The organism is Streptomyces sp. NRRL S-87 (genome assembly GCF_000719335.1).
In the GTDB taxonomy this organism is placed as follows: domain Bacteria; phylum Actinomycetota; class Actinomycetes; order Streptomycetales; family Streptomycetaceae; genus Streptomyces.
Genome location: NZ_JOGB01000023.1, coordinates 54,066 through 77,785 on the forward strand (window position 1 = coordinate 54,066; position 23,720 = coordinate 77,785).

A 23,720-nucleotide genomic window follows, 5' to 3' on the forward strand; every position below is an offset into this window, starting at 1 on the left:
GCGGGCACGCCACACTTTGATGCGCCCGCACGTGACACCCCGTCGGGTACCGGAAGCGGGGTCTACTCCGCTCGGGGTCACGCTCGTTCCAGCGCGGCCAGCAGCCGCTCGTCGTAGCCGGCGGCCGCCAGGTTGTCGTGGTCGAGGCCGGCCTGCCGCAGGACCAGGAGGGTGGTGGCGTGGTCGGAGCGGGCCCACGCTGTCCACGTCGCTTCCCTCAACGACGCGCGGGCGCGCAGGACCCTGGGGGCGGTCTCGTCCCCGGCGTCCGCACGGGCCGCGACGTACGCCTCCACGGACGTGACCAGCTCGCCGAACGCCTGCGCGGGGCGCGCTTCCTGGCCGGCCGCGCCAGCCTTCTTCGGCGTGGCGGCCGGCACACGGAGGGCTCCGGGTGTCGCGGCGCGCTGCTGCTCTTCGACGGCCCGCCGCAGCTGCTCGAGGCCTTCGGGGAGCTCCCAGCCGGACCCGCCTCGGCGGGTCGCCTCCTCCTTGAGCTCCTGGACGTGGGTGCGGTAGCTGCCGATCAGCCCCTTGGGTCGCAGCGGCATGCCCTGCAGGTAGGGGGCGTCTCCCTGGCCGCGGTTGCTGCGCAGGACGACGAGGAGGGCGTCGGCGCTGCCTTCGAGGTCGGCCACGAGGTGCTGCCGGATCGGGAGCCACTGCGCGAGGGCGGCCTGTGTGGTGCTGGACAGCCGCATCGCCTCGGGGGCGTACGTCGTGACCGTGTCCGCCTGGGGGTTGCGGGTGATCTTCACACCGTCGAGCCCCGGGGCGAGGTCGGTGATGCGGATGGCGCACAGCTCGCCGGTACGCGCGCGGGTATCGAGCACCAGCCCCACCACGGCCAGGAATCGGGCCTTCCCCGGTGCGGCCGGTCGGCGCTCGACCTCCTCGGCGACCCGGTGGTGCAGCTCGCTGCTGGCCCAGGACGGCATCGTCGGCTTCAGGCCCGCCTTCGGGTAGGAGATCGCCCCGCTCGGCACACCTGCGGCCTCCGCCAGGCGCCGCAGGATGCTGGAACGCCGCCGCAGAGACGCCGTGACCCCCTTCGGCGGCGTCTTGAGCTCCTTCGCCCGCAGCTCACCCGCCTCGGTCATCCGACACAGGGCCGTGGCCCCGGGGCCCAGCAGGTCGCGCAGCGAGTTGCCGTACCGCGAGCGGAAGTCGTCCTGCTGCAGCGCCCGGTACAGCGTGCCCTCGACCCAGTGGACTTGGGCTGCCACACCCTGGCTGATCTCCGGATCGGCCAACACCTTCTTGACCAGCCCGGGCAGTTCCACGAGTGCGGTGCAGCGGTCTTCCGCGGTGGACTCGTTCGTGGACACGCGATCTCCCTCCAGGGCGAATTATCCCTGTTCATTGTGCCTTACAGGCTTGAGTGACGGGTGGTGTTGGGTCGCTTCGGTAGCTACCCGAGCCGGTGCGCTGCGGCTGATGGCCGGGGATCAGGCACCCCATGGGGCCTGCGGTACGACGACGCAGACGAGTCCCGCGGCTGGGGCCGGGTCCGCGCGATCAGGAAGGCGGTCGCAGCCGCGGTGGCGTCGGCTCGGTTTCGTGGGGTGTGGCCGATGCGTGGCCGCCCCGAACCGGCCGTCTACAGCATGCCGCCGCAGGGCCGCTCGTACGAAAAGTGATCATGCGTGCGAAGAAACGTGCAGAACACTTGTTACGGAATCAACTATTCCGGATGGCGTATGCGCCTGAAATGTGCGCCGGGTGGTGCGCCGGGGCTCAATGCTTGCGGGCCCGGTTTCGGGAACGGGTGGATGTACCGGTCACCGGATGTCAGGGGCACGTACAACCGGGCTGGTTGCACCACGCAGTCGACCGTGACGGAAATGTCCGCGTCCGGTAACGACCCCGATGGGGCCCTACAGCGGCCGCCGTGCGGGATCGAGAGTTTGGGTCCTCGGCCCCGCCAAGGGGTCGGGCACCCCGACCGCTACACGCCTTGTATCGGCGGGTGAATGCCCGTTCTTGAGGGAGCATCACATGACGTTTGCGTCGTCCACCCGCCGCATCTCCGCCACCGTCCTGGCCGCCGGCGCCGTAGTTGCCGCGGCCGCGCTGCCGGCTTCCGCCCATGACGGCGACCACCGGCACCAGCAGCGGCCGCAGGTGGAGATCAGCCGGGTCCAGGCCGACAGCCCCGGGCGCGACGACCGCTCGAACCGGTCCCTGAACGGCGAGTGGGTGGAGATCACGAACACGACCCGGCACGCGGTCAACCTCAAGGGCTGGACCCTCAAGGACGAGGACGGCAACCGCTACCGCTTCAAGGACATCCGCCTGGGCGGTCGTGACACGATCCGCATCCACACCGGCCACGGCCGCGACTCCCGCACCGACCTCTTCCAGGACCGCAACGACTACGTGTGGGACAACCGCTCCGACACGGCGACCCTGCGCGACGACCACGGCCGCACCGTCGACACCGAGTCCTGGGGCCGCCACCACCGCCACTAAGCGGACGACGGGGCCGGCCACCGCTGTTGAGGGGTAGCGGGAGCCAGTCCTCGGGGGAGCCGGTGTGCCGGGCGGCAGGGGAGGCCGCCCGGCACACACCCCTGCCTGCGTCTAGGGAGGGAGACGGGCTCAGCTCGCCGAGGAGGCCTCGGCGGCGTCCATCCCTCCCGCGCGCAGCCGGCGCCGGGCAAGCGGGGGACAAGCGTCCGGCGGGCGGGTCGCCGGACGGTGAGCGGAGTCCCGCTGCCAACGCGCCTGCGCGCTGGCGGACCTCGGCCAGCCGGGCGGGCGGCGACCGCCGCGCTACGCACGGGTCAGCCACCGGCTACAGGGCTCTGAATGGGAATGGTGCGGCGCGAGGCCCTGGCCTCGCGGTCAAGCGGTGCGCGGGGGCTTGCGCCTGCTCGTCGTCTTCTTCGCGGAGGTCTTGGTGGCCTGGGCCTTCTTCGATACCGCGGTCTTCTTCTTGGGCAGGTCGTGGACCGTGGCGGGGGTGCTGGTCTCGCGGGAGGCCTGGGCGTCGGCGACGGACTGTTGGAGGACGGCCATCAGGTCCACCACCTGACCTGCGGGTGGGGCGGGCGGCTCGGCGGGGGCGACCCGGGTGCCGGCGGCCTTCGCTGCGATGACCTCCTCCAGCGCGTCGCGGTAGGAGTCCCTCACCGTGGTGATGTCCAGCCCGGACATGGCCTCGGCCAGGGCGACGGCGGCGTCGACCTCGTCGTCGTCGACCGGGACGTCGGGGGCGGCGACCTGGCCGCTGTCGCGGATCTCGTCCGGCCAGCGCATCGCGTGCAGGACGATCACGTCGTCGAGGACCCGCAGCAGGCCCAGACGCTCGCGGTCCCGCATCGCGAACCGGGCCACGGCCACCCGGGCGCTGCGGGAGAGGGCTTGGCGCAGCAGTTCGTACGGGCGGGCGGACACCGGGCCGTCGGCCGCGAGGTAGTACGCGGAGCTGATCCGGATCGGGTCGATGCTGGACGCGGGCACGAACGCAACGATCTCGATGGCTTTCGCCGTGGGGAGCGGCATGTTGTCGAGCTCGTCGTCCGTGATCTCTATGAGGCCCACGGCGGTCTCGGCGCCGCGGCCGATCTCGTCGGCGGCCAGCTCTTTGCCGTCGAGCTCGCAGATCTTCCGGTACCGGACCCGGCCGCCGTCGGCGGTGTGGATCTGGCGGAGCGCGATCGAATGGGACTCCGTAGCTGGAAATACCTTGATCGGAATTGTTACCAATCCGAATGAAATCGCGCCGGACCAAATCGGACGCATTCGGGCCCTCCACTCCGTAGGGCCCCCCTCTCCTCCAGCCTCGCACCCCGGCCGCTGGTCCGTCGGCGCGGTCCCGCCCGGGCCTCCGACGACGGCGGGCGGCGGCGTACGCGCGCTCACACGGCGGGGGAGGCGCGGAACGCGTAGCGGACGGCGTCCTTTCCGTCGTTGCGCCAGTCGAGGTAGAGGGCGACGCTGGTCTGCGCGGCCGCGGTGCCGCGCACGTCGAACACCTTGCTGGCGCGGTGGCCGTCTTTGCCGGTGTTCAGCGGCTTGTAGAGGTCCAGCCACTGGGTCCGGGCCGGGGCCCGGCCGGGGCGGTGGCCGTCGATCTGCAGGCCGGTGCTCGGGTTGAAGGTGCTCATACCGATCGTCGAGGCCACGTCCCAGGTCACGATCGCGTAGTGGCGGACCCGGGGCCCGATGCGCTGGGCGCACGCAGTGACGCTGATCTCCCAGTTGTCCGGCCAGGGGCCGCTGTAGGTGGGGGTGTCGATGGTGCTGTTGCTGGTGGTGCAGGCCGGTGGGGCGGAGGGCGCCGCCGCGGCGGCGGTGCCCAGGGCGGGGAGGACGGCGGCCAGCACGAGCAGTGCGGGGAGGGTTCGTTGCATGCGAGGGACAAGCCCCGGCGGCCCGGTGCGGTCACGGCCGGTGTAGGTCGATCACCCGCTGGTGGGACGGCGCGAGGGCAGGGGCCGGCGCGGACCCGCCGGCGCGCTCCGTCTCGCTCCCTCCGGCCCCGGCGGAGAGGTATCGAACACAAGGCGCGTTAAGTGTACAGTTCTGTGCATGAGTGAGACTCTGCCGATCACCGAGGCGCGGGCGAAGTTCGGCTCGCTGGTCCGCCGGGCGTCCCACGCCCGCGAACGCATCACCATCACCGACCACGGCCAGCCCGCGGCGGTGCTCATCAACCCCCAGGAGCTCGCCGACCTCGAGGACGCGCTCGCCCTGGCGCTGTACCGGGAGCGGCAGTCCGCCGGCTCGGCCGCGACCGTTTCGCATGACGACGTCCGCGCCCGGCTCGGCATGGAGCGTGCGTGACCTACGTGATCGTCTGGGACGAGCCCGCGATCAACGCGGCCGCCCACTTCCTCAAGGACGACCCCGAGGGCCTGCGGCAGCTGATGGACGCCGTTGACCTCCTTGCCGACCAGCCCCGGCCCGAGGGCACGGCCCCCTACGGCTCCCCGGACCTGCGCCGGATGCATGTGGGGCGCTACCGGGTCCTGTACGAGATCACCGAGACCACCGTCACCATCGTGGTCATCCACGTCGGCCGCCTCGGCTGACGCACCCGCGCGCCCGAAGGGCCGGACCGGCCCGCGGTCCGGCCCTTCGCCGGACGTGACTGACGCCCACCACGGCGGTGGTCACGGCATCGACGTGTCCCCTCGGCAGTCAGGAGTCGTCCGCCTCCACGATCTCCAGTCGGCCGTCGACGACGTGCTGGCGGACCTCGGGCTCTCCGCCCGGCGCCGCGGCGGCTGCTCTGGCGAGCTCAACGCGGGCCTCGATGCTGTACGGGTGATCGCGCCAGTAGGGGTGGAGGGTGACCGCGCGGGCACGCCGCAGCAGCTCCCGTGTGGAGCGTTCGACCGGCAGGCGCTCGCGGACGGTGCGGTTGTAGAGCCGGACGAAGTCCTGACGCAGCGCTATCAAGTCCTCGGGGAAGTCGTGGCTGCCCGCGGGCGCGGCCTCCCCCCACGGTCACTCCGTCAGCCCGGCGCGGGAAGCGGAATCCTGTATTCGAACAGAGGTACGATAGCCGGGTGACGTACGAGTTTCCGCCGCGCCTGTGCGCCCTGCAGCTCCAGCTCCACCGGGTGCGTGCCGACTCGGTGCGCCTGAGTGCCGAGCTGCCCTGGTCCGTGGAGCCCATGCCGGGCTGGCCCGCCTCCGAGCACCGCTTCAGCCACCGCGGCGACGTGCCCGACAGCGCCGGCTACACCCCGGAGCAGAAGGCCGCGCAGGACCGGCTGCGGAAGCGGGAGCTGCGGCTGGCCGCCGCGGTCGGCACCGACCCCTTCTGGGGCACTCTCGCCGGCGAGGACCGGGTCAAGGCCCGCATGGCACTCAAGCACGCCGACCCGACGCCGGAGTAGGGCATGGCCACCGGCAGGGACCCGGAGTGGATGCTCCCGCCGGACACCGCCCGCCTCCGGATCCTGGAGCGGTACTGCGAGCTCCAACTGGCCGCGATACGGCAGAAGATCGCCGAGGCGGAGGCCGCCGAGCAGGAAACCGAGGCGGCCCGCGCCCGCGCCCAGGCCTCCGCCGTCCCCCCGGAGTGGTTGATCCAGTACGGCATCGGCGCGAACCGCGCCCCGATGCTCGTGCACACCGGGCAGTGCGCCACAGCCAGCGGCCGACTCAGACCGGCCAGCCGCACGCAGGTGCTCGACGTGCTGCGCCACCCGCAGGTCAGCGCCTGCGGCCTGTGCGGCGCGGACGCGGCCCTGGACGCCGAGCCGTAGCCCGCGAGCCGACGCGCTCAAAGCAATCGGAGACGGGGAAGGCCCGGGACTGGCTGTCCCAGGCCCTCCATGTCCCTAGTTCTCGGCGGCCTCCCGGCGCTCGTCGCGGCGGCGCTGATGCCAGCTGTAGAGCTGGCGGGCCGTCCACGCTGTGGCGGTGGCCAGGACGGCGGCGACGTAGTTCCCCAAGACGTTGTCGTGGATGAACTGCGCCGCCTGTTCGGCTGCCGAGTATTCGATCTTCATTTATCTCTTGGGGCGCGCCCGCGGGGCCGATCAGCGCGTCCTCTCCCGTTGCCGTGTAAGGACATGCTTGGTCCAGCTCGGCCCTACCGGACCTTTTTCGGCGGCGCCATTCCGCCGGAGAACCCTCGACCAGGACGGCGGACCAGTCGAGAGGCTCATATGTGCACCTTCGTGACGAAGATCCAGTATGTAGCCGAACCCCTTATTGGGGCGCGGAGTTGCGGCAGCGCGGACCCGTGCGGTATGCGGGACGGGGCGCTATGCGACCAGTGCGACCGCCGCCTCCGTAGCTGCGCCCGGGCCAGGGGCGGACCACTGCGACAGGGGCCTCCAGCTCGTCGTTCTCCAGACCTGTACGGCCCAGGCTGCCTCGGGCTCCGGGGTGATGCCGAGGGCCCAAGGGTCCACGGGGGCCGGGGCCCAGACCTCGGCGGCGACAGCCTCCGTCTGCTCCCACAGGGGTGTCCGAACGTCGATCGCGGCCGTCGGCGGGGCGCCGGTGCGTAGGTAGGTGAGCAGGCGGGCCAGGACGGCGCTGCGGCGCAGCTGCCCGTCGGGGCCGGTGGTCTCGGTGCAGTGGGCGGCCAGCTCGCCCGGGGCGGCGAAGGCGGTGGCGCGGCTTCGGCCATGGAGCACCATGGCCGCCCGCACATGCTGGGTGGGTAAGTCAGGAGGTAGGGAGGCGCATGCCGAGCCGGCTGCTGAGAGCGCGGGCGGTGGCACGCACTTCTTCACCACTGTCGCCTTCGGCGACGGCGGTGAAGAGAGCCAGGGCAAGTTCGGCCTCGCGGTAGGTGAGCATCGGCAACCGCTGCGGGGCGGTGTCGGCGTCGAGTTCTTCAGCCACGATGTCGGTGTAGAGATCGTCGAGCGTCACGACGGTCCAACGCCTGGCCGGGCTGGCGGTTACTCCGGTCGCAGACACGTGCCGTCAGGCCCTGATCTGCCCGTTTAGCCGTGCTCGTGGCGGCCACGGGCGTACGGTGTGGCCTGCGACGGCGAAGGGGCGGCGATGGGCGACGTGCAGGGACCGGACTGGACGCGAGGCCTGGTAGCGGTGGGTCTGCTGTTGTTCATCGGCGGCTGGTTCATCGCCTGGCCGCTGGGCGTAGTGGGTTTCTTGGTGTTGGTGTTCGTGGGCGTCTCCACCGCGGGCCAGCGTCGGGCGAGCGGTGAGCCGCCGGAGACACTGTTGCGTCCTGGTGACCGGCCCTGGCGCCGCAACCAGGACTAATACCGGCGCGCGCCGGCACCGGTTTCACGTACTCCCAAAGACAAGCACCAGGAGGACGTGCAATCCGCCGAGGGCCGACTACCTCCCGCGGGCCGGAAGATGCTAGGACGCAGACCCACAGGCCAGCTGGCATTCCTTGGCGTTAGAGCGTCTGCTTCCTTCCGTGGCATTTGGCGTGCCGCGGGAGGGCGTGGCGCGCGAGCCGGGGCGTCAGCCGGCCTGCGGTCCCGTGTCTGAGGCGTTCGGCGCGAGGGGGTGGGCTTCACCAGGTTCCAGGCCAACCGGTCCCCGACTCGCCAGCGGTGCGCCGGGGGTAGTGCCCCGGCCGGTCTGGAGGGCCCGAACGTTGGTGCGCGTCAGCAGCAGTGCGGCGCCGATCATCACGATCCACCCCGTCGTCCACCACAGCGTGGCGGGGAGGCCGTCGGAGCGGGACCCGTACCGGGCGAGACTCCAACCGAGAAGACCTACGGAGAGGCTCGCCGCGTTGCCGACGAGAAGCAGTCGCACGTTCGTTTGCCCCCTCTTCATCAAAAGCCCAGGGCCATCATCGCTTAGACCTCTGAGCACAGTCGACCTGCTTAAGAGAACGGCGCCCGGTCCGTGGAGCTCACTGGCTGCCGGAGGAACGGCAGGTCGAAGTGCATCCGATCCAGAAGGCTCCTGACAGCGCCGTCGGCTGCTGACTGACCCTGGACCCTGCACGCACCGCCATCCACCTGCGGCCGCGCTCATGCGGTGGTTCGTCTCCGGAGCCGTGCCCCCATCCCCTGGCGGAGCGGACCCCCTGCCTTTCGTCTCAGGAAGTCGGGGTGGCTGCGCCGCCGGTTCCGAGGATCCGCCTCGCAGTCGGGGCTGGCGCGGCGCAACCTCCCAGTACACCACGGACTCGAAGTGCGTTGAGGTCGGGGGAGGTTGACGCCGGGCAGGCCGTCGATCAGGTCGGCCTCGGTGCCGCGGATGGCGTGGGGGAGGGCCTGGGGGCCGGTGCTGAGGGTGCGGCGGGCGGTCACCCGATCATCGTAGGGCTGGTGTGCCTGTCCTGGCGGGCGGCTGCTGGCAACTCACCGCGTTCAGCTGGCGTGAGATGCTGCCGGACGATCATCGGCGGCTGCTCCACCGGTAGGCGGACAGCCGCTCCTCATACAGAGAACCGGGGGCGAGCATGCGCAGCGCGCGGCAGTTAGCAGTGGTCACCAGCCTTCTGGCCGTCGTCGGCCTGGCGGGCTGCGGGGCGCCCGAGAGGACCGCAGCGGTCGACGACTCGGCCCTACGTTCAACGGCATCGGCGGCGGCGCGGCCTGTCGCTTCTCCTGCCCGGCGGTCGTTTGATCCGCCTGCGTGGTTCGACGTGCGGGGGTCGGTGGAGCTGCCTGCCGTGGCCACCGAGAACCGGCTGAACCTGATGGGGGATCGGATGCGCGGCCTCCCCGTCGCGATGCACAAGACGTCGGCGTACGTCGCCTCGTCCGACCGCCTGCAGACCGTGGACCTGACCTCCGGCCGAGTACGAGGGACCCTCCACGCGCAAGGCGTCTTGCTGACGTCCGACGACGAGGGGGACACGGACGCACCGCTCGTCGTCACCGACGGCGGCGCCGGCATGGTCCTGGCCCCGTTCGTACTCGCGGAGCGCGGCACGGGCACCCAGAGCAGGACAGCGCTGCTGGAGGTCGTCAGCGCCTCGGCCGAGTCCGGGGCGAAGCTCTGGCGGATGACGGTACGTCTACCGGACTGGGCCCCCACCGCCAACAGCGTCACCGCGACCGCCGTCGGGGCCGGGGAGGGAACGGCAGTGGTCACCGTCCACGGCAACACCGACCAGTCCGTCTCGTACGGCATCGACCTGGCCACCCACGAGCTGCGCTGGACGGTGCCGGCCCTGTGGGCGCAGGGGGTCGCCACCGGTATGGTCGTCGGCCTGCTGGGCACCAAGGACACGAGCTTCATGGAATCCGTCCCCGCCGGCTTCGGCCTGGGCACCGGCAAGCAGAAGTGGCAGGGCAGCCGGAAGGACTACGGCCTGGCCATGGAGGCGGCGGGCCCGTCCTTCGTCCGTCTCCAGTCCGCCACCGGCTGGAGCCCCGGCAAGCTCCTGCGGACCGACACCGGCGAGCCGCAAGCCCTGCCCGCGGCCCTGACCGGGTTGAGCTGCACGTACGACGAGCAGGCCACCCTCGTTTGCGGCGGCCCCTTTGCGGCTGCGGCCCTCGACGCGACCTCCGGCCGGCTCCTGTGGCAGCTGAAGGACGGCGAAAACGGCCGCAACGCCCCCACCATCACCGCCGTCTGGCACGGGCGCGTCTACGGCAAGACCGGCAACGGGCCGGTCGCCCTCGACGCCCGCACCGGCAAGGACTCGCCCACCCAGCCCGAAGCCGCACCCATCCTCGTCAACGAGTACGGCGGCCTCGCGCTCACCGACGGCAAGCTGCTCAGCTATCCAGCCGGAGGGTGAACTACGGGTGTTGGGTAGTCCCTGCCGTGCGAATCACGGGTTGGGGTCGCCACTGTGGCCGAAGACCAGTGCGGCTTTCACCGTGTCCAGATGCGCGGGACAGGAGAAGTACGCCTTCCGCTTGCGAAGCAGGCCCCGCGATTTCGAGACGCGATGCGTGGCCCATTCGGGCGTGTTGAAGTCCGCCGTCTCCGGACGCCGGTAGGTGCACCCCTGGATGTCGCAGCTCGGAGGCGTCATCCGCGACGGGTCGATGAGGTACAGCGCGTTCTCGATCACGTCACGCGCCGTCATGCCCATATCGCGGCGCTGAGCAGGGGTGATGTACGCGATCTCCTGGGTGACGACAAGCGTCCCGTGTAAGAGCTCCTGGTGCTGTGGCATGCGCGGACCCTACGAGGGTCGAGCCGATACGGAAAGCACATCCCGTTGAAGACTCCTCACGACCCGTTCTGCCCGAGCTGCCCCACTCCAAGTTGGGTGCCGACGTACGGGCCGGCGCAGGGGCCCGGCGCACGTGGAGGGAGGCGCCGCGCCGGACAGCCGCCAAGAAGCCCACGGCGAAGCAGACCAGCAAGAGCACACTGCGCCGGAGTGTGGCGGCCCGGTGCACCGGCAGACAGCCCGCGCACTTCCAGGCCGCGCTTTGAGTCCCGGGCTCGGCCGTGACCGCCGATCCTGCCGCCTTGCCCATGGTCAGAGCCGCACAAGGCGGAGGAAGGCCCTGGTCCGGTGCGGGCGCATACCCCGGTCGAGGTGCATGTGCTCTAGCTCACACGACTGGAGGGGCGTACAGGCATCCGCCTGTGGACGGCTGCTTCGTCTTTTAGGCGAGAGAGCTCAAGCCCTCTCCACTTTGTTGTCTCGAAAGGAGCCGAGCGTAGATGGCTTGGCAAACCCTGCTAGGCGGCGGGGACGTGGTGGCGCTGACCGCGCTGGTCTCGTTCTTCGCCGCGGCTCGGGCGCTGTCCCCTGCAGCGTCCCTGCTCGTGGTCGGCTGGCTCCAGATCCTGATGGAGCGTGAGCGTCGCACCACGATGACCGTGATCGCTGATGCCCTTCCTCACGGAGGCTCGGCGGTTGTCCGCGCGGGTGGACAGGAATGGGAGATCAAGGACGCCTTGGCGCCCCCGCCCGTTCTCGTCGTCTCGCAACAGCAGGTGCGATGAGTACCCCTAACCCGGTCGCGGGGGCGCTTGGCCAAGCGCCCCCGCCGCGCACCGTGCTCGCGGCCACCGTGGAGATGCACCACCCCGATCTTCTGAAGTGCGCAATCTGGCACGCCCATGGAGACACCCAGTTGGGTGCGGACGTTCTTCAGCAGGTCTACGAGAACGTCCTGAAGAGGATTGCGAAGGACGAAGCGATCCCCGACGACCCCCAGGCGCTCAACCGCTACATGCGCCGGGCCATCAGCAACGGAGCCAAGGACTACTTCAAGACATACGGGCAGAAGGTTTACCCCCAGGGATTGGATATCCCTCAGCCCAGGGAAGAATCTGACGAAGGAAATCCCGAGGACGTCATCCTCGCCGCCGCATACAGAGAAATCGCGGCGCGAGTGAATGGACTCCTCGCCAAGCTGCCGGAGCGGCAGCGCGAGGTAGTGAATCTCATGTTCTGGAAACAGATGACCAAGGAGCAAGTGGCCGACCAATTGGGCATAACCGAACAAACCGTTGCTCGCTACCTCCGTCTGGCGAAGAGGAACCTCAAGGCGGAAGCCCAAAACATCCTGAAGGAGGTGGTCGCGTGAAGTACGGGGAACTGCTCATCGTCGATGAACTGCACCGCCTCGACCGAGTCGCCAGCCGACTGCTGCAGCTAATGCTCGACCGGTTCCTGACGGAAGACGTGTCCCCCCGGATACCTGCACACGACGATCAGAGCCAGGCCGGCCGCCACCAGGCGGCCGGCCGCCCCGGCATGCCCGGTTCCACCGGCCGTGCCGAATGCAAGAGAACTCGGGCAGCACAAGAGCTCCACCATCTGATGGGCGAGCCCAATCTCTCGGGGGCTCAAGCTCGCCGCATTGCCGAGAACTGGGAAGTTCTGGAGAACGAAGAGAACGCAGAATTGTGGTGGCTGGTCGCGGCGCATCTGGGGGACGCGGACGCGATCAACTACGTGCAGCTTCTGGAGGAGGAGAGGGCAGAAGACGATGAGGACCCGATTACCGTACCGCCCTGGGTCTGCGAGGCGCTGAAAACCGGCGACCTCGCTGTTGCCCAGAGAATGGTGACTGTGGGCTTCGATGTGGAGAAGCTGACCGCATTGGTGATGTGCTCGGAGTCGGAGCGAAGCTCTGACGAGAGTCATGTGGCTCCCGTGCTGCAGCCCTTTGAGGCGTTCAGGGCGCGGCAGGCACGGCCTGTGAGTCCGCTTCGGGAAATAAGCAGGAAACTCGGAGCGGAGCAGGGGTCTTGGGTAGGCGGGGAGGGGGCGTTGCTGGCTAGCGGAAGCTGAGCCGCCGCTCCCTGTCTATGGGTTGGAGACAGGGAGCCATCGGCTCATGTAGGCGACAAAGGGCGGCCGCTCCTCAGGGGAAGGAGCGGCCGCCAAGTCGTACCCATGCGACACCTCCCGCTCAACCGCGGTGGCGGGCGCCCCCACGAGCCGGGAGTCGAGAACCAAAGCATGCCGCCACGGTACGAGGGCCGGGTCGGCCCGGCCCGGTGGCGGCGCGACCGCGTGCTGCGCCAAGGTCATCCGCCTTGCCCGACCGCGCATGCGCGGCGCCGTAGGCGTCCTGGACGCCCGCCGGACGGTGCGCTGCCCTCCGCGTGCCGGTCAACGAGGGATCCACCCCGCACCCCACCCCCCTTCGCCCCGGACGGCCTGCAGGCCGCGACGGCGCCCCTACACCCTCCGCAGGGTGGCACGCCGGAGGCGCTGCTCGGTAACCTGGCTGGTCCGGCGGCGGCCGACGACGGATCGGGGTCCTGGCCGCGGTGGTGGTTGTTTGCGGCGTTCTCCAGCGTCAAGCTGCTCGGCTATCCGGCCGGGGGGCAGCCGGACCACCTTCGAGGACCTCCTAGTCGTTGAAGAACTGGTAGTAGTACCTGTGGGCTCGTCCCATCGACGGGCCCACAGGCATCCGGACTCGTGCTCGCGGAGGAGCGGCCCGACGGGGCTAGCGCTTTATGTGCACGGTGACTTGGATGCCGCCGGCGCCGAGGGCGCCCGCGGCGATGACTGCGACAGCCGTGGCCGCCTCGTTCTGCCCGACGGCGAAGAGCGCCACCGTGGCGATGACGGCCATCAGCGCGGTGGTGGCCGTTAGCCACCTGAGCAGGGGGGTTCGAAGCTGCGATGGTTGGGTCCTGGCCGCGCCTGGGATACGGTCGAGCGACGTCAAGGTGCCGGTTCTCCTCACTGCAGAGCGGTAGCCCGACGTACGGCGAGAGGGAGACCTCCGCGAGGCCGGCCCTAGGAAGCATGGACCCCGCGACGGTCTCCCTTCGTCATGTCCGAAGGGCGTTCGGTGGGCAAACACGATACGCAGGGCCGGTACAACCGATGCAACGCTCGGGCCCCTCAAGGCCACCCTGGGGTGCGGAGTTGCGGGTCCTGTACGTACTTGGCGAGGCCCGCGGCACCGGACGTCACCCAGATGCGAGTCTCCCCAGCTCAGACGAGATGCAGGGATCCGGCGGCGCTTCACATGCGATCAACAGGATCTGATCCATCGCAGGTCAGGGACATGCCGAAGAGGGGAGGGTGGCCGCGCGGTCACGTCCGCGCGACCTTCTTCAGCAACGCTTGGGGCGGTCCATCTCGGAGACGGCGCACGAGCAGAAGTTGCGGATGAGGGCGTCCATCTTCTTCTCGACCTTGCGCGGACCAGACGCGTTCAGCAGCTCGGTGTTCGCGAAGATGATGCGCTCGTCCTGCATCTGCAGAAGCTTGACCTCGCAGTCCAGGACCGAGTTGAAGTTCTTCGGGCAGCGCTTGACCTTTCCGACCTCGCTGATGTTGTCGATCTCGCCACCGGCGTAGAGCTTGGTCACGTTGTCGAAGATGCGGACCACATACGTCTCGCTCCCGTCGGCCAGTGGCTGCACCAGATCTCCATCACCACCGGTCGCACCGGCCGGCCCACGAAGAGCGGGCGGTTGGTCACGTACGTGGGAGCCCGCCGTCTCCTGCGCCCGTGCGAGGAGCTGATCTTCCACAGCAGGACCCGGTCGAGGCCGAAGGCATTCCGGAAGAAGACGATCCCGCCCGGCCGCGCCGGGCGGGATCGAGCCTCCCGCGACGGAGCCGACGGCCGGCGGGAATATGTTCATGTCCATCACCGCGTGCTTGTCCTTGTAGGCACAGTACTTCTCGTCCACCCGCTACCGCTTCTACTCGAAGGACTCGCGCAGTGCGCTCATGCGGGTTCGGCCGCAGCGTTGCCGTCCCACCGTCGCTGGCTGGGACCGGTGCTGGCGGCCGGTGCGTAGTGCCCGCAGCGCGCGCCCCCTTCCTGGTCGGTCTCCCTGGCACAGAGGGCAGCCCTCAAGCAGGTGGGGGCCCTCTTCGTCAGGCGTCGGCGCGGTGGGGCTGGTCCTGGGGGCGGAATCCCTCGATGCCGGCCTCGACCGGGTCTGCAACGGGATCGACGTACTCGGCCACGGCGCGCCGGCACCACGCCGTCGTGTCCGAGCTGCGGGTCGCCTCGACCTCGGTGTCGAGCTGCGCCCAGGCGATCCGTACCGCGTCGGCCGGCAGCTGGTGCCGGTCCATCAGGTCGTCGATCGCGTGCCGGACGGCGGTCCGCTCCGGGCCCTCCGGCAGGGCCCGGCGGACGGTATGCAGTGCCCGGCAGATCGTGGCCTGCCCGACGTCGAGGAGCTGCCGGTACGAAGCGCCGCCCCGCTCGAGCCGCGCAGCGGCCTCCTGCTGGGTCATGCCGCCCCGGTCGGCGAGCGCGGTCAGCAGCGCCTCCTCCTGGGCGGCCCGCGCGGCGTCGATCAGCGCGGACCGCTCCGCGTACGTGGTGTCGGGGAACCGGCCAGACAGCTCCCGCCCTTCCTGCGTCCAGTCGTGCAGGTCCCGGTCCGGGTGCCGCGGCCCCCAGGACTCCGCCCACGCGAACGGCCCGCCTGCCCCAACCCCGAGGTGGGCCGCGATGTTCGACGTCTGCCAGTCGCTCCACACCAACGTCCGCCAGCCGGTGCTGGTCCACACGACCAGCGATGACGTGCGCGGGTGGGTCTCCCCGCCGTGCCACACCGGCTCGGTGACCTCCGCCCGGTCGGGGGACGCCGGCCGCGGTCCGGGGGCCGCCTCCGGGCGGGCCTGCACGGGCGCGTGCGGGCCCTGCACGTAGCTGTCCCGGACCAGGGAGGCATACCCGAGGTCGGGACCGTGCTGGACGACGTCAGCCCGTGCAAACGGGCCCCGGTGCTCGACGTAGGCCCGGGCGATCATCTGGGCGTCCTCGCGGGTCGCGCACCAGCCGACGGTCTGCCACGCGGACGCACTGCCCCCGTAGTCTTCGGCGAGGACCCGGCCGTCCTCCCAACTCATGTCCAGCCAGCCCGCGACCTCCCACAGCAGCTCGGGGGAGGGGGCAAACGTCGGCGGCGGTCCACGATCCGGCCGGGTACCTCGACGCCGCTGCGTCCTGGTGACCGGCCCTGGCGCAGCAACCACGACTAGCCCGGCCCGGCTCAGCTGCCGCACGATTTCAGTGGTTGCGGCGGCACAGTGAGTACCACCCCCGGCAACCCCCGTGGACGGTCTGGTCGCTCCTCAACGACGGCCAGAACACCATCACTGAGCCGTCGCCAGCGAACTCCGTTGTGATCGGTGAAATCAGCCGTGTAGATGCTAATCCAGGGATGCCCTTTGAAAGACGACCACTTGCCGCCACTTGGCGGCTTTTCATAGAGGCCGAGGAAAACAGCTTCTCTCGATAGCCCCTCGCGGTATCTCATATCATGCGGCGTTAACACCAAGTCGGAGCACGGAGGCAGGCTGGGTACACCGACAGCGAATGAAACCCTCCTCTTCTCCAGTGGGAGAGTGGCGGGCAAACCCCTGAGTCGCACTGTAAACGTCACGTCCAGATTTGCGACTGGGTCGGGCGACCTATTCGTCAAGTGCAGGCGGGACGTGCCGCCGGGCTCGACGTTCACCCAATACGAGACCCGCGCCGCCTGTTCACGCTTCTTCTCATCAGCGACGTGCTGCGACTGTTTGAGCTGGTCATCCGCCACCAGGGCACCGAATAGCGTCGCCACTCCGGTGGTAATCAAACCGGCGATGCTTGCAACGATTGTGATGACTGCGCCGATCTTCACCAACTGCGACGGGGCACTATTCCCCTGTTCTACTTCCTGTTTGCGCTCACGAGTCCTTACCTTGCTTGGCCGCTGCCTAGCTAGTCGGGCTTTCAACTGCTGTTTTCTACGTGGTGTGTTCGCCACCTTCTCACCATGCTAGTTGCGGGCACCCAGTGGACACATGAGACGGCCATGTGGCGGTGTCTTGACACACGCATAGGGGCGGAACAGTACGGATGGGCAGCGGCCGGAGATTAGAAACCAGGCCCTGACCCAAAGGAGGCTTCTGACCTCTACAGCACCCCCAACAATGCGTTGTCCTCCCACTGGTCGACGACTTCGAGGTAGCCGGCGAGCACCTTGGAGTGCGGGGCCCAGCCGCCCTGCTTGGCGATGACGATCTGGTCGTGGCCCTTGAGCCGGGAGGAGGTGGCCAGTCCGCGGCGGGGGCTGTGTCCGGTGAAGCGGACTTCTATGCCGGCGCGGGCGCCGGCCCGGGTGATGACGTCGCCGACGGACTCGGGTTGGAGTCCGCCGTCCATGAGGGTGTGCCACCGGGAGTGCAGGCGGCGCCAGGCGGGGCCGTCCGGGTCGGTGAGCTCGGCGGCCTCCTTCCAGGCGGTCCATGCGCGGACCGGGCAGATGGAGGGGCGGGTGCCGTAGGGGACCGGGACCACGCGTGGGCGGACCTTGGAGACGCGGAGGTCTGCCTGGATGCCGCCGGGCGCCTCGGCGTAGTCGCGCACCCGGGTGGCGGCCAGCTCGTGCTCGCGGCCAGCGACGGCGAAGTGCATGAGCACCAGGGCGCGGTCGCGCAGCCCCATGAGGTTGTCCGGGCAAGCAGCGCTGATGCGCACCAGGTGGTCGACGAGCAGCGGGGCGGCCTGGCCGCGGCCGCGCTGCTCGCCGGTCTTCTCCATCTCCTTGACCAGCTGGGCGAGCCGGTTGCGGGCAAGCCGGGCCACGCCCTGCTCCGTCTTGACGCCGTGCTCGTCGCGGGCGGAGACGACCGTGCCGGACAGGCGGCGGTCGATGGTGGACGGTGCCATCAGGGTGCCGGCCTTCCACCCGGGCTGGGTCCACAGCCACTCGACGTACGCGGTCAGGGTGCCGGGGGTGACGGCGAGCAGGGGCACGCCGCTCTCGGTGCAGAACGTCGTCCAGCTCGCCCAGTCCTGGGCGTAGCCGGTGCGGGTCCGCTCGGGCCGGCTATCGGCGACGACCCGGACGGCCCGGCGGTCGATGGTCTCGAGCGCGGTCCGGGTCTGCTCGTCGTACGCCTCCGGTCGGACCGGGACAGGTCCGTCGGGCGGGGTGCTGCTCAAGCTGGGTGACAAGTCCTCGTTCGGCACGTCATCTCCTGAATGCCCGTCATGCCGGGTGCTGGTCTCCGGACATGGGGAGCTTATCCGGGTTCCATGAATCTCCCCGACCTCCTGTGTCAGGAATCCTTGACGCTCTACCCTTGAGCGCAAGGAACCTTGACGGTTCGCAGATTTCGTCAGGAGGTCTTGACGTGGGATGGCACTCGGACGACATGCCGGAGGGACACGAGGGGTACGTCGTCGCGGTCCTCGCCGACGGCGCCGAACCCCCGCCGGTCCGCACCGCGCGAACCGTCGCCGACGGGAAGGAGTACCTCGGCGAGAACACGGCATGGTGGCTGTACGACGGCCGGGAGGGACGACCGCGGGCCTTCGCGGTCAAGGCCGGCTGCCAGTGCGGGTGGCGCAGCGCGGACATGTTCCCGGTCGACTTCGAGGACTGGGAGGCGACCGACGGCTTCGAGGCCGGCGACGGCCCCTGGGCCGCCTGGGAGGCCGACCACGTCGGCCGGCTGGTCGGCGGACAGATCCCGGCCGACGTCGCCGACGCGATCGAGCAGCTGCGGGTCCAGCTCGCGGCCCTGGCCGACTCCCGGCCGCTGGCCGCCGTCGCGGCCGCCGCCCGGGTCGAGAAGCTCGGCACCGCCCGGCTCCAGCAGGCCGTCACCGCCGCCGTACGGGACGGCTCCAGCTGGACCGCGATCGGTGAGGCCACCGGCACCACCCGGCAGGCGGCACACCAGCGATTCTCCAAGGTCCCGTTCTGACCGCGGCAACACGGGAGTCGCACGCGGCGAGGCCCTCCTCGCCGGGCAGGCCCGGAGGACGCCGAGACGTCGACGTGATCGACCTCGCCTTCGTGGCGTGGAGGGCCAGGACGACCACCTCGCGGCGAGCGGGCCGTCTCTGCAGCGGGCGCTAGATCCGCAGGGGAACGAGCCGCGTTACGAAATCTCGTCACCGCTACCTGCCTCCGACTACCTGCGGTTTCACGCCTATTGACGGGGTGCCAGGTCGGGTCTACGATTCCCCCAGGGGTGCACGTAGTGCATCCAAAAACATCTGGCTCTCCTTCTCGGTCGAGAAGCGGGGGCCTTTCTCATATCGGCACCAAGGCCTCCTGGCTTCCCAGGGGGCCTTTTTTGTTCCCCGGGAGGGTTCAACCGCATGACTGACCACGCTGCGTCCGCAGGCTTCCTCGGCATCCCCTTGTGGCTGGGGTGCCTGGCGTTGGTGGCTCTGGGAGCCATGGTGTTCTCCGTCGTCCTGCTGGGCCTGTACGCCATGCGGCGCGCGGCCCAGGCGGACCTGCCCAGCATCCTGCTCGGCATCAGCCACCTCGCGGCGGCCTTGTCGGGCATGCTCCCCTGGGGGCGTCCGGCTTCTCCTCCAGCCCTTCCCGAGCCCCCGGCCGCTCCGGTCGCGTCGGGGGCTGAGAACGTCGTCGACAGCGTCGTGCTCATCCGGGACACTCGTGTCCTCCGGGCGGGAAGCCCTCAAGGGGGCGACCAGTGACAGCTGCACGTCGGAGAGTCGACTCCCGGCCGCGCGTCGAGCGAACCACCGCGCTCAGCACGGTGATCGCCACGCTTCCTGAGCCGCGGGCGGTCGCGGCCCTGGCCTACCTGCTCTACGGCTGCCCGCTCAGCGTCATCGCCGACGAGCTGAACATGTCGGTGGCGGACACCGCCAAGATCGTGTCCGCCACCGTGTCGGCGATGCGGCACCCTTCACGTGCACAGGCCATGCGGGACTATCTCGACGACCTCGACGAGACGATCACGATCGATAGCGGTCTTCGGGCCTTCATACGCCGGCACCGCCTGGAGGAGCGCTTCCAGCAGCGTTGTCCGCAGTGCGAAAGCGGTCTGCCGCCTGCCCGGAAGTGGTGGGAACCTGGGCGGCATCGGCTCTACTGCTCCAACCGGTGCCGCCAAAGGGCATATCGGCAGCGCAAGTCCGCGGCGGCGGAGAGATGAGGTCTGCAGGCGGCCGCCAGCCCGCGTGGGGCTGGCGGCGAACTTCGGATTCAGGTGAGGCCGGTGGAGGCGTTGTCGTCCCAGCCGTCGTCGCGCTGCATGTAGCCGAGCATGGAGCGGGAGTGCCGCGCCCAGCCGCCCTGGTCAGCGATGGGCCCTGCCATCGCGGCCCCTTGTGGCGGGCGACGGGGGCCAGGCCGATGCGCAGCGAGTGGCCGGTCCATGCGATCGGCACCCGGCCCGGGCGGAGATGCGTTTGATGGCGCGGGTTCGCAGTCCGGATCCGGTGCGCTACTGCGAGGCCATCAAGGCGGCCGAAGCCGCGGCGCACGCCGTCATCCAGCCGAACAACGCCAAGGCCAATCTCGGCACCATGCTGGGCGAGATCAAGAACGCCCGGCACAAGTTCGCCACCGCGCTCCCGACCCCGGCCGACGGCGACGCCATCGCGCCGGCCGAGGCGATGATGCGCGCGCTGTGGGAGGGCCAGACCTCCCGCCGCGGAGGCCAGGCACCCACCCAGCCCGAGACCCTGGGCGCCGCCCGCGCCGCCGTCCACCTCGCGGCCACCCTCGTGCAGTGGTTCGTCTCCGGAGCCGTGACCCGCACCCCCTGACCGCGGGCTCCGCGCCAGCGTCAGGGGCCGGCGATCAGCCAGAGGATCAGGGCGGCGTCGCGCTCAGTCACACCCAGCTGGACCAACGGCGATCCGCTGGCCACGGTTCCCCCAGGCGGAGACACCCTGCCGGGCCTCCAGCTCGGCCGCCCACTCGTGGTCGACGACCGATACCCGCAAACCCCCGAGCTCTGGCGCCTCTTCTATGACGGCTTATCAGGCCCTCCACCTGCGCCGTCCAGGCCTCCGCCCGACCGGTCAGCGGCCCATGCCATGACCTGGCGCAGGGTTGCTTCCTGGTGGGCGAGCAGGTCGCTGTGCCGGACGGTGAGCAGTCTGTCGGCAGGGGCGTGCTGCTCGACGGTTCGCCGGAAGAGTTCGGCGGCTTCCTCTTCTGTCAGGGGGGTGCCGTTGTGGTGGAAGCTGAATCGGTTGCGGCGCATGGAGTCGGCGGTGCCGGCGCGGTCGCGGGTGATGTGCAGGTACAGCGCGGTGTGGTCGGTGAGGGCTTCCAGCTGCGGGATGCGCAGTGAGTTGAAGGGCGACTTGGTCAGGAAGCGGTCGCGATCAAAGTGCCGACAGTGGGCCTGGATGTTGGTGGTGAGCAGGTCGGCGTCTGCCGTGTGGGCGGTGGTGAGGTCGTAGGTGTGGCCGCCGAGGTGGTGGTAGGTGGGGATGGCTCGTGTGTAGAGGTCTTCGGATTCGTAGGGCATGAGGAGGCCGGGGATGAGCCGGGTGTTCTTGTTGTCGACGGTCAGGACCCGGTCGTCGAGGTCTTCGAAAGACTGGCGGTCGGGGTGGTCGAGGTTGCGGGTGGGCCAGGCCCAGCAGGAGGCGGTGGTGAAGTAGGCGTACCGGCCGGTGTGGGCGAGGCAGTTGTAGAGGTGGCTGGTGCCCGAGCGGGGAGCGCCGACGATGAAGACGATCGTCTTGGGGATGTGCGCGGGCTGCGGGCGGGGGGCGTAGGGGCGGCGGGCATCGAGCTCGTATCGGATGTCGATGCCCTCGGTCTGGGCGACCTCGGGGTTGAAGGGGAGGAGGTCGCCTGTGCTGCGGATCTGGTCGAGGCTGGCCCTCAGGTAGGTCATGGTCTGCGGGGTCGGGGGGAGGCCGCGGGCGAAGTTCTCTTCGATCGCCTCGGCGAGGGCGTAGTGGCGGGGGTCGTTGCTGAAGCGGTAGGCGCGGGTGCGGTACAGGGCGATGGTGGAGCCGTCCTGGTCGGGCGCGGCCAGCTGGTTGATGAGGGTCTGCTTGTTCACGCTGTCCTTCCGGGTCGCAGGGTGTGCCAGCTGTGGGCGTAGCCGTTACGGCCGGTGTAGGGGCTGGTGAGGATGTGGTGGATCTCCATCCACAGGGCCAGGCGGCTCGGGCTGCAGGGGTGGGGTACGACCTGGTTGTAGGCGTGGAGGGCTGCGGCTTGTAGTGCGTCGGGGAGCGGGCCGTGGGTCATGGCGGTGGTCACGATGAGCTTGGCCAGGTCGTAGCCGAAGGGGGCGAGGGTGAGGTCGTCGAAGTCGACGGCGGTGGTCGTGGTGGGTGTGGTGAGGAAGTTGCGGGGGTTGGCGTCCTTGTAGAAGGCGGCCGGCTCCGCGGCGGCTGAGGTGATGAGGTCGGCTGCTTGGTCGGGGGTGAAGGCGGGGTCGGGGACGGCGCCGGTGGCCAGGAGCCGGTGTACGCGGGTGGTGCGGTCGGCGGTGAAGGAGGGGATCACCCCGCCGCTGGGGAGGGCGAGCTGCTGGTCGAGCCGGACGTGGGCCAGGTGGCGGCGGTAGGCGGTGGCGTGTGCGCGGCCCAGGATCCGGCCCAGGCGCGGCAGGTTCTGCGGGGTGGCGTGGCGGCCGGGTGCGTTCTCGAACTCCAGGGCGTGCGGATGCTGGGCGATCAGCGCCGGCACAGGCAGGGTGGTGCCGCGCAGCCACATGTGGTGGGCTGCCGCGCGTGCGGCGGCCTGCGGGCTCGGGTACTGCTTGGTGAAGGTCACGGGTGCCCTTAGGTGTGGGTGGCGGTGAGGTAGCTGACGACGGAGGCCGTCTCGACCGGACCGTCCGGGAGCTGGTGGCGGAGATGGTCGGCGAGCGCCGCGGCATTGCCCTCCAGGCCAGCGGGGAGCTGATACTTCGGCGAGGTGGCCAAGTACGCGGCCGTGTGGGCAAGGTCGCGGAATCGGAAGCGGTGCACCTCGTGCTCGACCCTGGTGACGGTGAAGGCGCCCGCAGTGAGTGCGCGCAGGTTGCCGCTGTGGAACGCCGTGTACAGGCCCGGGCGGTGGATGGCGTCCGGATCGAGCCCGGCCCGCGCCACGAGGCGGTCGAGGGAGGCGTAGCTGTCGGCGGCCTTGGTCGCCAGGATGACCGTGCCGCCGGGTGCGAGGCACCGGGCGATCTCGGTGAGGACGGCCCGCGGTGTGGGTGAGTGGTACAGGCAGAAAGCGGCGACCGCGAGGGCGGCCTGGCCGGACGCCAGCGGAAGGCGGTGGAAGTCCGCGCGGACGGTGTGCGCGGGCAGGCTGCGGGCGGCCAGGCGGTCCCGGGTGGCTGCCAGGAGAGCCGCGGAGGCGTCGATGGCGCAGATGCGGGCCTGGGGCAGGGCCTGGGTGAGGGCCAGCGTGGAGGCCCCGCGACCGCACCCGATGTCCAGGACCACGCCGCGGCCCGGGCGGGCCCGGGCCGCGTAGGCGGCGATCACCTCGGCCGCGGGGCGGCCGGCGGTCTTCGCGGACATCAGGGAGCCGGTGCGATCGGCGAGGCGCTGCTGGGTGCCGTACAGGGTGGTGCTGACCAGCTGCTGGTCGAGGAACGCGGAGGTGTCAGCCATGGCCGGCGCCTCCGTCGAGGGGGCTGCAGGTCAGGCGGGCTGCGTGGCCTTGAGGTGCGCGAGGAGGGCGCGGGCCTGGCGTCGGCTGGTCACCGTGTGCACGGTGGCCCCGGTGGCGTGCTCGCTGATCAGCTCGCGTACGCGGGGTGCCATGGTCTTGCGATAGCCCCAGACGTACTTGATGAAGTTCCAGGTGATCCGGTCGTACACGCCGGTGGCGTCGTTCTGGCCGCCGCCGTGGCGCAGGCGCCGCTGGGCGATGCCCCACAGGCAGACGGCCGGCGGGATGTCCAGGAAGATCACCGCGTCCGCGGCGCGGAGCCGGATGGGCAGGGTGCCGGCGTAGTTCCCCTCGATCACCCAGGAGGGCGCCTTGACCAGCTCTTCCTGGATCGCGGCGAACTTCTCCTTGTCGAGGGTGTTCCAGTCGTCGTCGTAGTACACGGCGTCGAGGTGTGTGACAGGCGCACGGTAGTGCGCGGCCAGCTGCTTCGACAGGTACGTCTTGCCGCTGCCGCCGCAGCCGATGAGGGCGAGTCGCATGTGCGG

At 70.1% G+C, this 23,720-nt stretch carries 31 protein-coding genes; 14 read left to right on the plus strand and 17 right to left on the minus strand.

Features of this window, described 5'->3' with window-relative positions; genetic code table 11:
• Positions 1-77 precede the first annotated feature (77 nt).
• On the minus strand, positions 78-1,328 hold the full coding sequence (locus IF43_RS0116810) for a hypothetical protein (RefSeq protein WP_234332210.1): 1,251 nt from the start codon (positions 1,326-1,328) through the stop codon (positions 78-80).
• 670 nt (positions 1,329-1,998) lie between these two features.
• Between IF43_RS0116810 and IF43_RS0116815 the strand changes: the two genes are divergently transcribed.
• On the plus strand, positions 1,999-2,472 hold the full coding sequence (locus IF43_RS0116815) for a lamin tail domain-containing protein (RefSeq protein WP_030200710.1): 474 nt from the start codon (positions 1,999-2,001) through the stop codon (positions 2,470-2,472).
• A gap of 375 nt (positions 2,473-2,847) precedes the next feature.
• On the opposite strand, the gene IF43_RS0116820 is transcribed toward IF43_RS0116815, so the two are convergent.
• A complete protein-coding gene (locus IF43_RS0116820; protein ID WP_030200711.1) occupies positions 2,848-3,747 on the minus strand; it encodes a Ku protein in 900 nt (299 codons plus the stop codon).
• A 116-nt stretch (positions 3,748-3,863) separates the two neighbouring features.
• Positions 3,864-4,358 (minus strand): hypothetical protein, encoded by a 495-nt coding sequence (locus IF43_RS38095; RefSeq protein ID WP_158939359.1) that lies wholly within the window; start codon positions 4,356-4,358, stop codon positions 3,864-3,866.
• Between the two features lie 178 nt (positions 4,359-4,536).
• Between IF43_RS38095 and IF43_RS0116830 the strand changes: the two genes are divergently transcribed.
• Complete coding sequence (locus tag IF43_RS0116830) at positions 4,537-4,791, plus strand: type II toxin-antitoxin system Phd/YefM family antitoxin (protein ID WP_030200715.1); 255 nt, start codon at positions 4,537-4,539, stop codon at positions 4,789-4,791.
• A complete protein-coding gene (locus tag IF43_RS0116835) occupies positions 4,788-5,039 on the plus strand; it encodes a type II toxin-antitoxin system RelE/ParE family toxin (RefSeq protein WP_030200716.1) in 252 nt (83 codons plus the stop codon). The genes IF43_RS0116830 and IF43_RS0116835 overlap by 4 nt, the downstream gene beginning before the upstream one ends.
• 109 nt (positions 5,040-5,148) lie before the next feature.
• On the opposite strand, the gene IF43_RS0116840 is transcribed toward IF43_RS0116835, so the two are convergent.
• Positions 5,149-5,409, minus strand: coding sequence for a hypothetical protein (locus IF43_RS0116840; protein WP_030200718.1), 261 nt, complete (start codon positions 5,407-5,409; stop codon positions 5,149-5,151).
• 110 nt (positions 5,410-5,519) lie between these two features.
• Here IF43_RS0116840 and IF43_RS0116845 point away from each other — a divergent pair, with 110 nt between their 5' ends.
• Both IF43_RS0116845 and IF43_RS36515 read left to right on the plus strand, forming a co-directional pair.
• Entirely contained in the window at positions 5,520-5,852 is a 333-nt protein-coding gene (locus tag IF43_RS0116845) for a hypothetical protein (protein WP_030200719.1), read from the plus strand.
• Between the two features lie 3 nt (positions 5,853-5,855).
• Positions 5,856-6,224, plus strand: coding sequence for a DUF6233 domain-containing protein (locus IF43_RS36515; protein WP_051795477.1), 369 nt, complete (start codon positions 5,856-5,858; stop codon positions 6,222-6,224).
• A 75-nt stretch (positions 6,225-6,299) separates the two neighbouring features.
• Here IF43_RS36515 and IF43_RS41650 read toward each other — a convergent pair whose 3' ends face one another.
• The 3 genes from IF43_RS41650 to IF43_RS0116870 all read right to left on the minus strand — a co-directional run bounded on the left by IF43_RS41650 (position 6,300) and on the right by IF43_RS0116870 (position 7,347).
• On the minus strand, positions 6,300-6,470 hold the full coding sequence (locus IF43_RS41650) for a hypothetical protein (RefSeq protein ID WP_158939361.1): 171 nt from the start codon (positions 6,468-6,470) through the stop codon (positions 6,300-6,302).
• A 258-nt stretch (positions 6,471-6,728) separates the two neighbouring features.
• Positions 6,729-7,109, minus strand: a complete 381-nt coding sequence (locus IF43_RS0116865) for a hypothetical protein (RefSeq protein ID WP_030200723.1) — start codon at positions 7,107-7,109, stop codon at positions 6,729-6,731.
• Between the two features lie 28 nt (positions 7,110-7,137).
• Positions 7,138-7,347, minus strand: coding sequence for a hypothetical protein (locus IF43_RS0116870; protein ID WP_030200724.1), 210 nt, complete (start codon positions 7,345-7,347; stop codon positions 7,138-7,140).
• A gap of 135 nt (positions 7,348-7,482) precedes the next feature.
• Between IF43_RS0116870 and IF43_RS0116875 the strand changes: the two genes are divergently transcribed.
• Together IF43_RS0116875 and IF43_RS0116880 are read left to right on the plus strand one after the other, a co-directional pair.
• Positions 7,483-7,704 carry a hypothetical protein gene (locus IF43_RS0116875; RefSeq protein WP_030200725.1) on the plus strand — a complete coding sequence of 74 codons (222 nt, stop codon included), beginning with the start codon at positions 7,483-7,485 and terminating at the stop codon, positions 7,702-7,704.
• Positions 7,705-9,082: 1,378 nt separating this feature from the next.
• A complete protein-coding gene (locus IF43_RS0116880) occupies positions 9,083-10,162 on the plus strand; it encodes a PQQ-binding-like beta-propeller repeat protein (protein ID WP_030200726.1) in 1,080 nt (359 codons plus the stop codon).
• 33 nt (positions 10,163-10,195) lie between these two features.
• Here the strand turns inward: IF43_RS0116880 and IF43_RS0116885 are convergent, their stop codons facing one another.
• The gene (locus IF43_RS0116885) at positions 10,196-10,546 is read right to left on the minus strand and encodes a hypothetical protein (protein WP_030200727.1); all 351 of its coding nucleotides are present in this window, start codon (positions 10,544-10,546) and stop codon (positions 10,196-10,198) included.
• Between the two features lie 500 nt (positions 10,547-11,046).
• On the opposite strand from IF43_RS0116885, the gene IF43_RS0116890 reads away from it, so the two are divergent.
• The 3 genes from IF43_RS0116890 to IF43_RS0116900 are packed head-to-tail and all read left to right on the plus strand — an operon-like array spanning position 11,047 to position 12,628.
• On the plus strand, positions 11,047-11,331 hold the full coding sequence (locus tag IF43_RS0116890) for a hypothetical protein (RefSeq protein WP_030200728.1): 285 nt from the start codon (positions 11,047-11,049) through the stop codon (positions 11,329-11,331).
• Positions 11,328-11,918 carry an RNA polymerase sigma factor gene (locus tag IF43_RS38100; RefSeq protein ID WP_030200730.1) on the plus strand — a complete coding sequence of 197 codons (591 nt, stop codon included), beginning with the start codon at positions 11,328-11,330 and terminating at the stop codon, positions 11,916-11,918. Before IF43_RS0116890 ends, IF43_RS38100 begins: the two co-directional genes overlap by 4 nt.
• Positions 11,915-12,628 carry a hypothetical protein gene (locus tag IF43_RS0116900; protein ID WP_030200731.1) on the plus strand — a complete coding sequence of 238 codons (714 nt, stop codon included), beginning with the start codon at positions 11,915-11,917 and terminating at the stop codon, positions 12,626-12,628. Before IF43_RS38100 ends, IF43_RS0116900 begins: the two co-directional genes overlap by 4 nt.
• 667 nt (positions 12,629-13,295) lie before the next feature.
• On the opposite strand, the gene IF43_RS43505 is transcribed toward IF43_RS0116900, so the two are convergent.
• From IF43_RS43505 to IF43_RS0116920, 5 genes are all read right to left on the minus strand, one after another.
• Positions 13,296-13,424 (minus strand): hypothetical protein, encoded by a 129-nt coding sequence (locus IF43_RS43505; protein WP_267884788.1) that lies wholly within the window; start codon positions 13,422-13,424, stop codon positions 13,296-13,298.
• 490 nt (positions 13,425-13,914) lie between these two features.
• Positions 13,915-14,226 carry a hypothetical protein gene (locus IF43_RS0116910; RefSeq protein ID WP_030200734.1) on the minus strand — a complete coding sequence of 104 codons (312 nt, stop codon included), beginning with the start codon at positions 14,224-14,226 and terminating at the stop codon, positions 13,915-13,917.
• Positions 14,227-14,689: 463 nt separating this feature from the next.
• A complete protein-coding gene (locus tag IF43_RS0116915) occupies positions 14,690-15,679 on the minus strand; it encodes a hypothetical protein (protein WP_030200736.1) in 990 nt (329 codons plus the stop codon).
• 143 nt (positions 15,680-15,822) lie between these two features.
• Complete coding sequence (locus tag IF43_RS41655; RefSeq protein WP_158939363.1) at positions 15,823-16,581, minus strand: hypothetical protein; 759 nt, start codon at positions 16,579-16,581, stop codon at positions 15,823-15,825.
• Between the two features lie 149 nt (positions 16,582-16,730).
• The gene (locus tag IF43_RS0116920) at positions 16,731-17,762 is read right to left on the minus strand and encodes an integrase (RefSeq protein WP_234332215.1); all 1,032 of its coding nucleotides are present in this window, start codon (positions 17,760-17,762) and stop codon (positions 16,731-16,733) included.
• A 191-nt stretch (positions 17,763-17,953) separates the two neighbouring features.
• Here IF43_RS0116920 and IF43_RS0116925 point away from each other — a divergent pair, with 191 nt between their 5' ends.
• The 4 genes from IF43_RS0116925 to IF43_RS0116945 all read left to right on the plus strand — a co-directional run bounded on the left by IF43_RS0116925 (position 17,954) and on the right by IF43_RS0116945 (position 20,357).
• Positions 17,954-18,529 (plus strand): hypothetical protein, encoded by a 576-nt coding sequence (locus IF43_RS0116925; RefSeq protein WP_030200738.1) that lies wholly within the window; start codon positions 17,954-17,956, stop codon positions 18,527-18,529.
• A gap of 400 nt (positions 18,530-18,929) precedes the next feature.
• The gene (locus tag IF43_RS0116930; protein WP_030200740.1) at positions 18,930-19,277 is read left to right on the plus strand and encodes a hypothetical protein; all 348 of its coding nucleotides are present in this window, start codon (positions 18,930-18,932) and stop codon (positions 19,275-19,277) included.
• On the plus strand, positions 19,274-19,741 hold the full coding sequence (locus IF43_RS38105; RefSeq protein ID WP_234332217.1) for a hypothetical protein: 468 nt from the start codon (positions 19,274-19,276) through the stop codon (positions 19,739-19,741). Before IF43_RS0116930 ends, IF43_RS38105 begins: the two co-directional genes overlap by 4 nt.
• A 259-nt stretch (positions 19,742-20,000) precedes the next feature.
• Entirely contained in the window at positions 20,001-20,357 is a 357-nt protein-coding gene (locus IF43_RS0116945) for a hypothetical protein (protein ID WP_199922738.1), read from the plus strand.
• A gap of 203 nt (positions 20,358-20,560) precedes the next feature.
• Here IF43_RS0116945 and IF43_RS0116955 read toward each other — a convergent pair whose 3' ends face one another.
• Genes IF43_RS0116955 through IF43_RS0116970 form a run of 4 tightly spaced genes read right to left on the minus strand, consistent with a single transcriptional unit; the run spans position 20,561 to position 23,714 of the window.
• A complete protein-coding gene (locus IF43_RS0116955) occupies positions 20,561-21,616 on the minus strand; it encodes a sulfotransferase (RefSeq protein ID WP_030200745.1) in 1,056 nt (351 codons plus the stop codon).
• Complete coding sequence (locus IF43_RS0116960) at positions 21,613-22,338, minus strand: phosphotransferase (RefSeq protein WP_030200747.1); 726 nt, start codon at positions 22,336-22,338, stop codon at positions 21,613-21,615. Before IF43_RS0116960 ends, IF43_RS0116955 begins: the two co-directional genes overlap by 4 nt.
• An 8-nt stretch (positions 22,339-22,346) precedes the next feature.
• On the minus strand, positions 22,347-23,171 hold the full coding sequence (locus IF43_RS0116965; RefSeq protein ID WP_030200751.1) for a class I SAM-dependent methyltransferase: 825 nt from the start codon (positions 23,169-23,171) through the stop codon (positions 22,347-22,349).
• 30 nt (positions 23,172-23,201) lie between these two features.
• Complete coding sequence (locus tag IF43_RS0116970) at positions 23,202-23,714, minus strand: topology modulation protein (protein ID WP_030200752.1); 513 nt, start codon at positions 23,712-23,714, stop codon at positions 23,202-23,204.
• Between the last annotated feature and the right edge of the window lie 6 nt (positions 23,715-23,720).

Coding starts and splice junctions, on each gene's coding strand:
- IF43_RS0116815 (WP_030200710.1), top strand. CDS start 1,999: ATGACGTTTGCGTCGTCCACCCGCCGCATCTCCGCCACCGTCCTGGCC.
- IF43_RS0116820 (WP_030200711.1), bottom strand. CDS start 3,747: ATGCGTCCGATTTGGTCCGGCGCGATTTCATTCGGATTGGTAACAATT.
- IF43_RS38095 (WP_158939359.1), bottom strand. CDS start 4,358: ATGCAACGAACCCTCCCCGCACTGCTCGTGCTGGCCGCCGTCCTCCCC.
- IF43_RS0116830 (WP_030200715.1), top strand. CDS start 4,537: ATGAGTGAGACTCTGCCGATCACCGAGGCGCGGGCGAAGTTCGGCTCG.
- IF43_RS36515 (WP_051795477.1), top strand. CDS start 5,856: ATGGCCACCGGCAGGGACCCGGAGTGGATGCTCCCGCCGGACACCGCC.
- IF43_RS41650 (WP_158939361.1), bottom strand. CDS start 6,470: ATGAAGATCGAATACTCGGCAGCCGAACAGGCGGCGCAGTTCATCCAC.
- IF43_RS0116865 (WP_030200723.1), bottom strand. CDS start 7,109: ATGGTGCTCCATGGCCGAAGCCGCGCCACCGCCTTCGCCGCCCCGGGC.
- IF43_RS0116875 (WP_030200725.1), top strand. CDS start 7,483: ATGGGCGACGTGCAGGGACCGGACTGGACGCGAGGCCTGGTAGCGGTG.
- IF43_RS0116885 (WP_030200727.1), bottom strand. CDS start 10,546: ATGCCACAGCACCAGGAGCTCTTACACGGGACGCTTGTCGTCACCCAG.
- IF43_RS0116890 (WP_030200728.1), top strand. CDS start 11,047: ATGGCTTGGCAAACCCTGCTAGGCGGCGGGGACGTGGTGGCGCTGACC.
- IF43_RS38100 (WP_030200730.1), top strand. CDS start 11,328: ATGAGTACCCCTAACCCGGTCGCGGGGGCGCTTGGCCAAGCGCCCCCG.
- IF43_RS43505 (WP_267884788.1), bottom strand. CDS start 13,424: ATGGCCGTCATCGCCACGGTGGCGCTCTTCGCCGTCGGGCAGAACGAG.
- IF43_RS0116915 (WP_030200736.1), bottom strand. CDS start 15,679: ATGAGTTGGGAGGACGGCCGGGTCCTCGCCGAAGACTACGGGGGCAGT.
- IF43_RS0116930 (WP_030200740.1), top strand. CDS start 18,930: ATGACTGACCACGCTGCGTCCGCAGGCTTCCTCGGCATCCCCTTGTGG.
- IF43_RS0116945 (WP_199922738.1), top strand. CDS start 20,001: ATGGCGCGGGTTCGCAGTCCGGATCCGGTGCGCTACTGCGAGGCCATC.
- IF43_RS0116965 (WP_030200751.1), bottom strand. CDS start 23,171: ATGGCTGACACCTCCGCGTTCCTCGACCAGCAGCTGGTCAGCACCACC.
- IF43_RS0116970 (WP_030200752.1), bottom strand. CDS start 23,714: ATGCGACTCGCCCTCATCGGCTGCGGCGGCAGCGGCAAGACGTACCTG.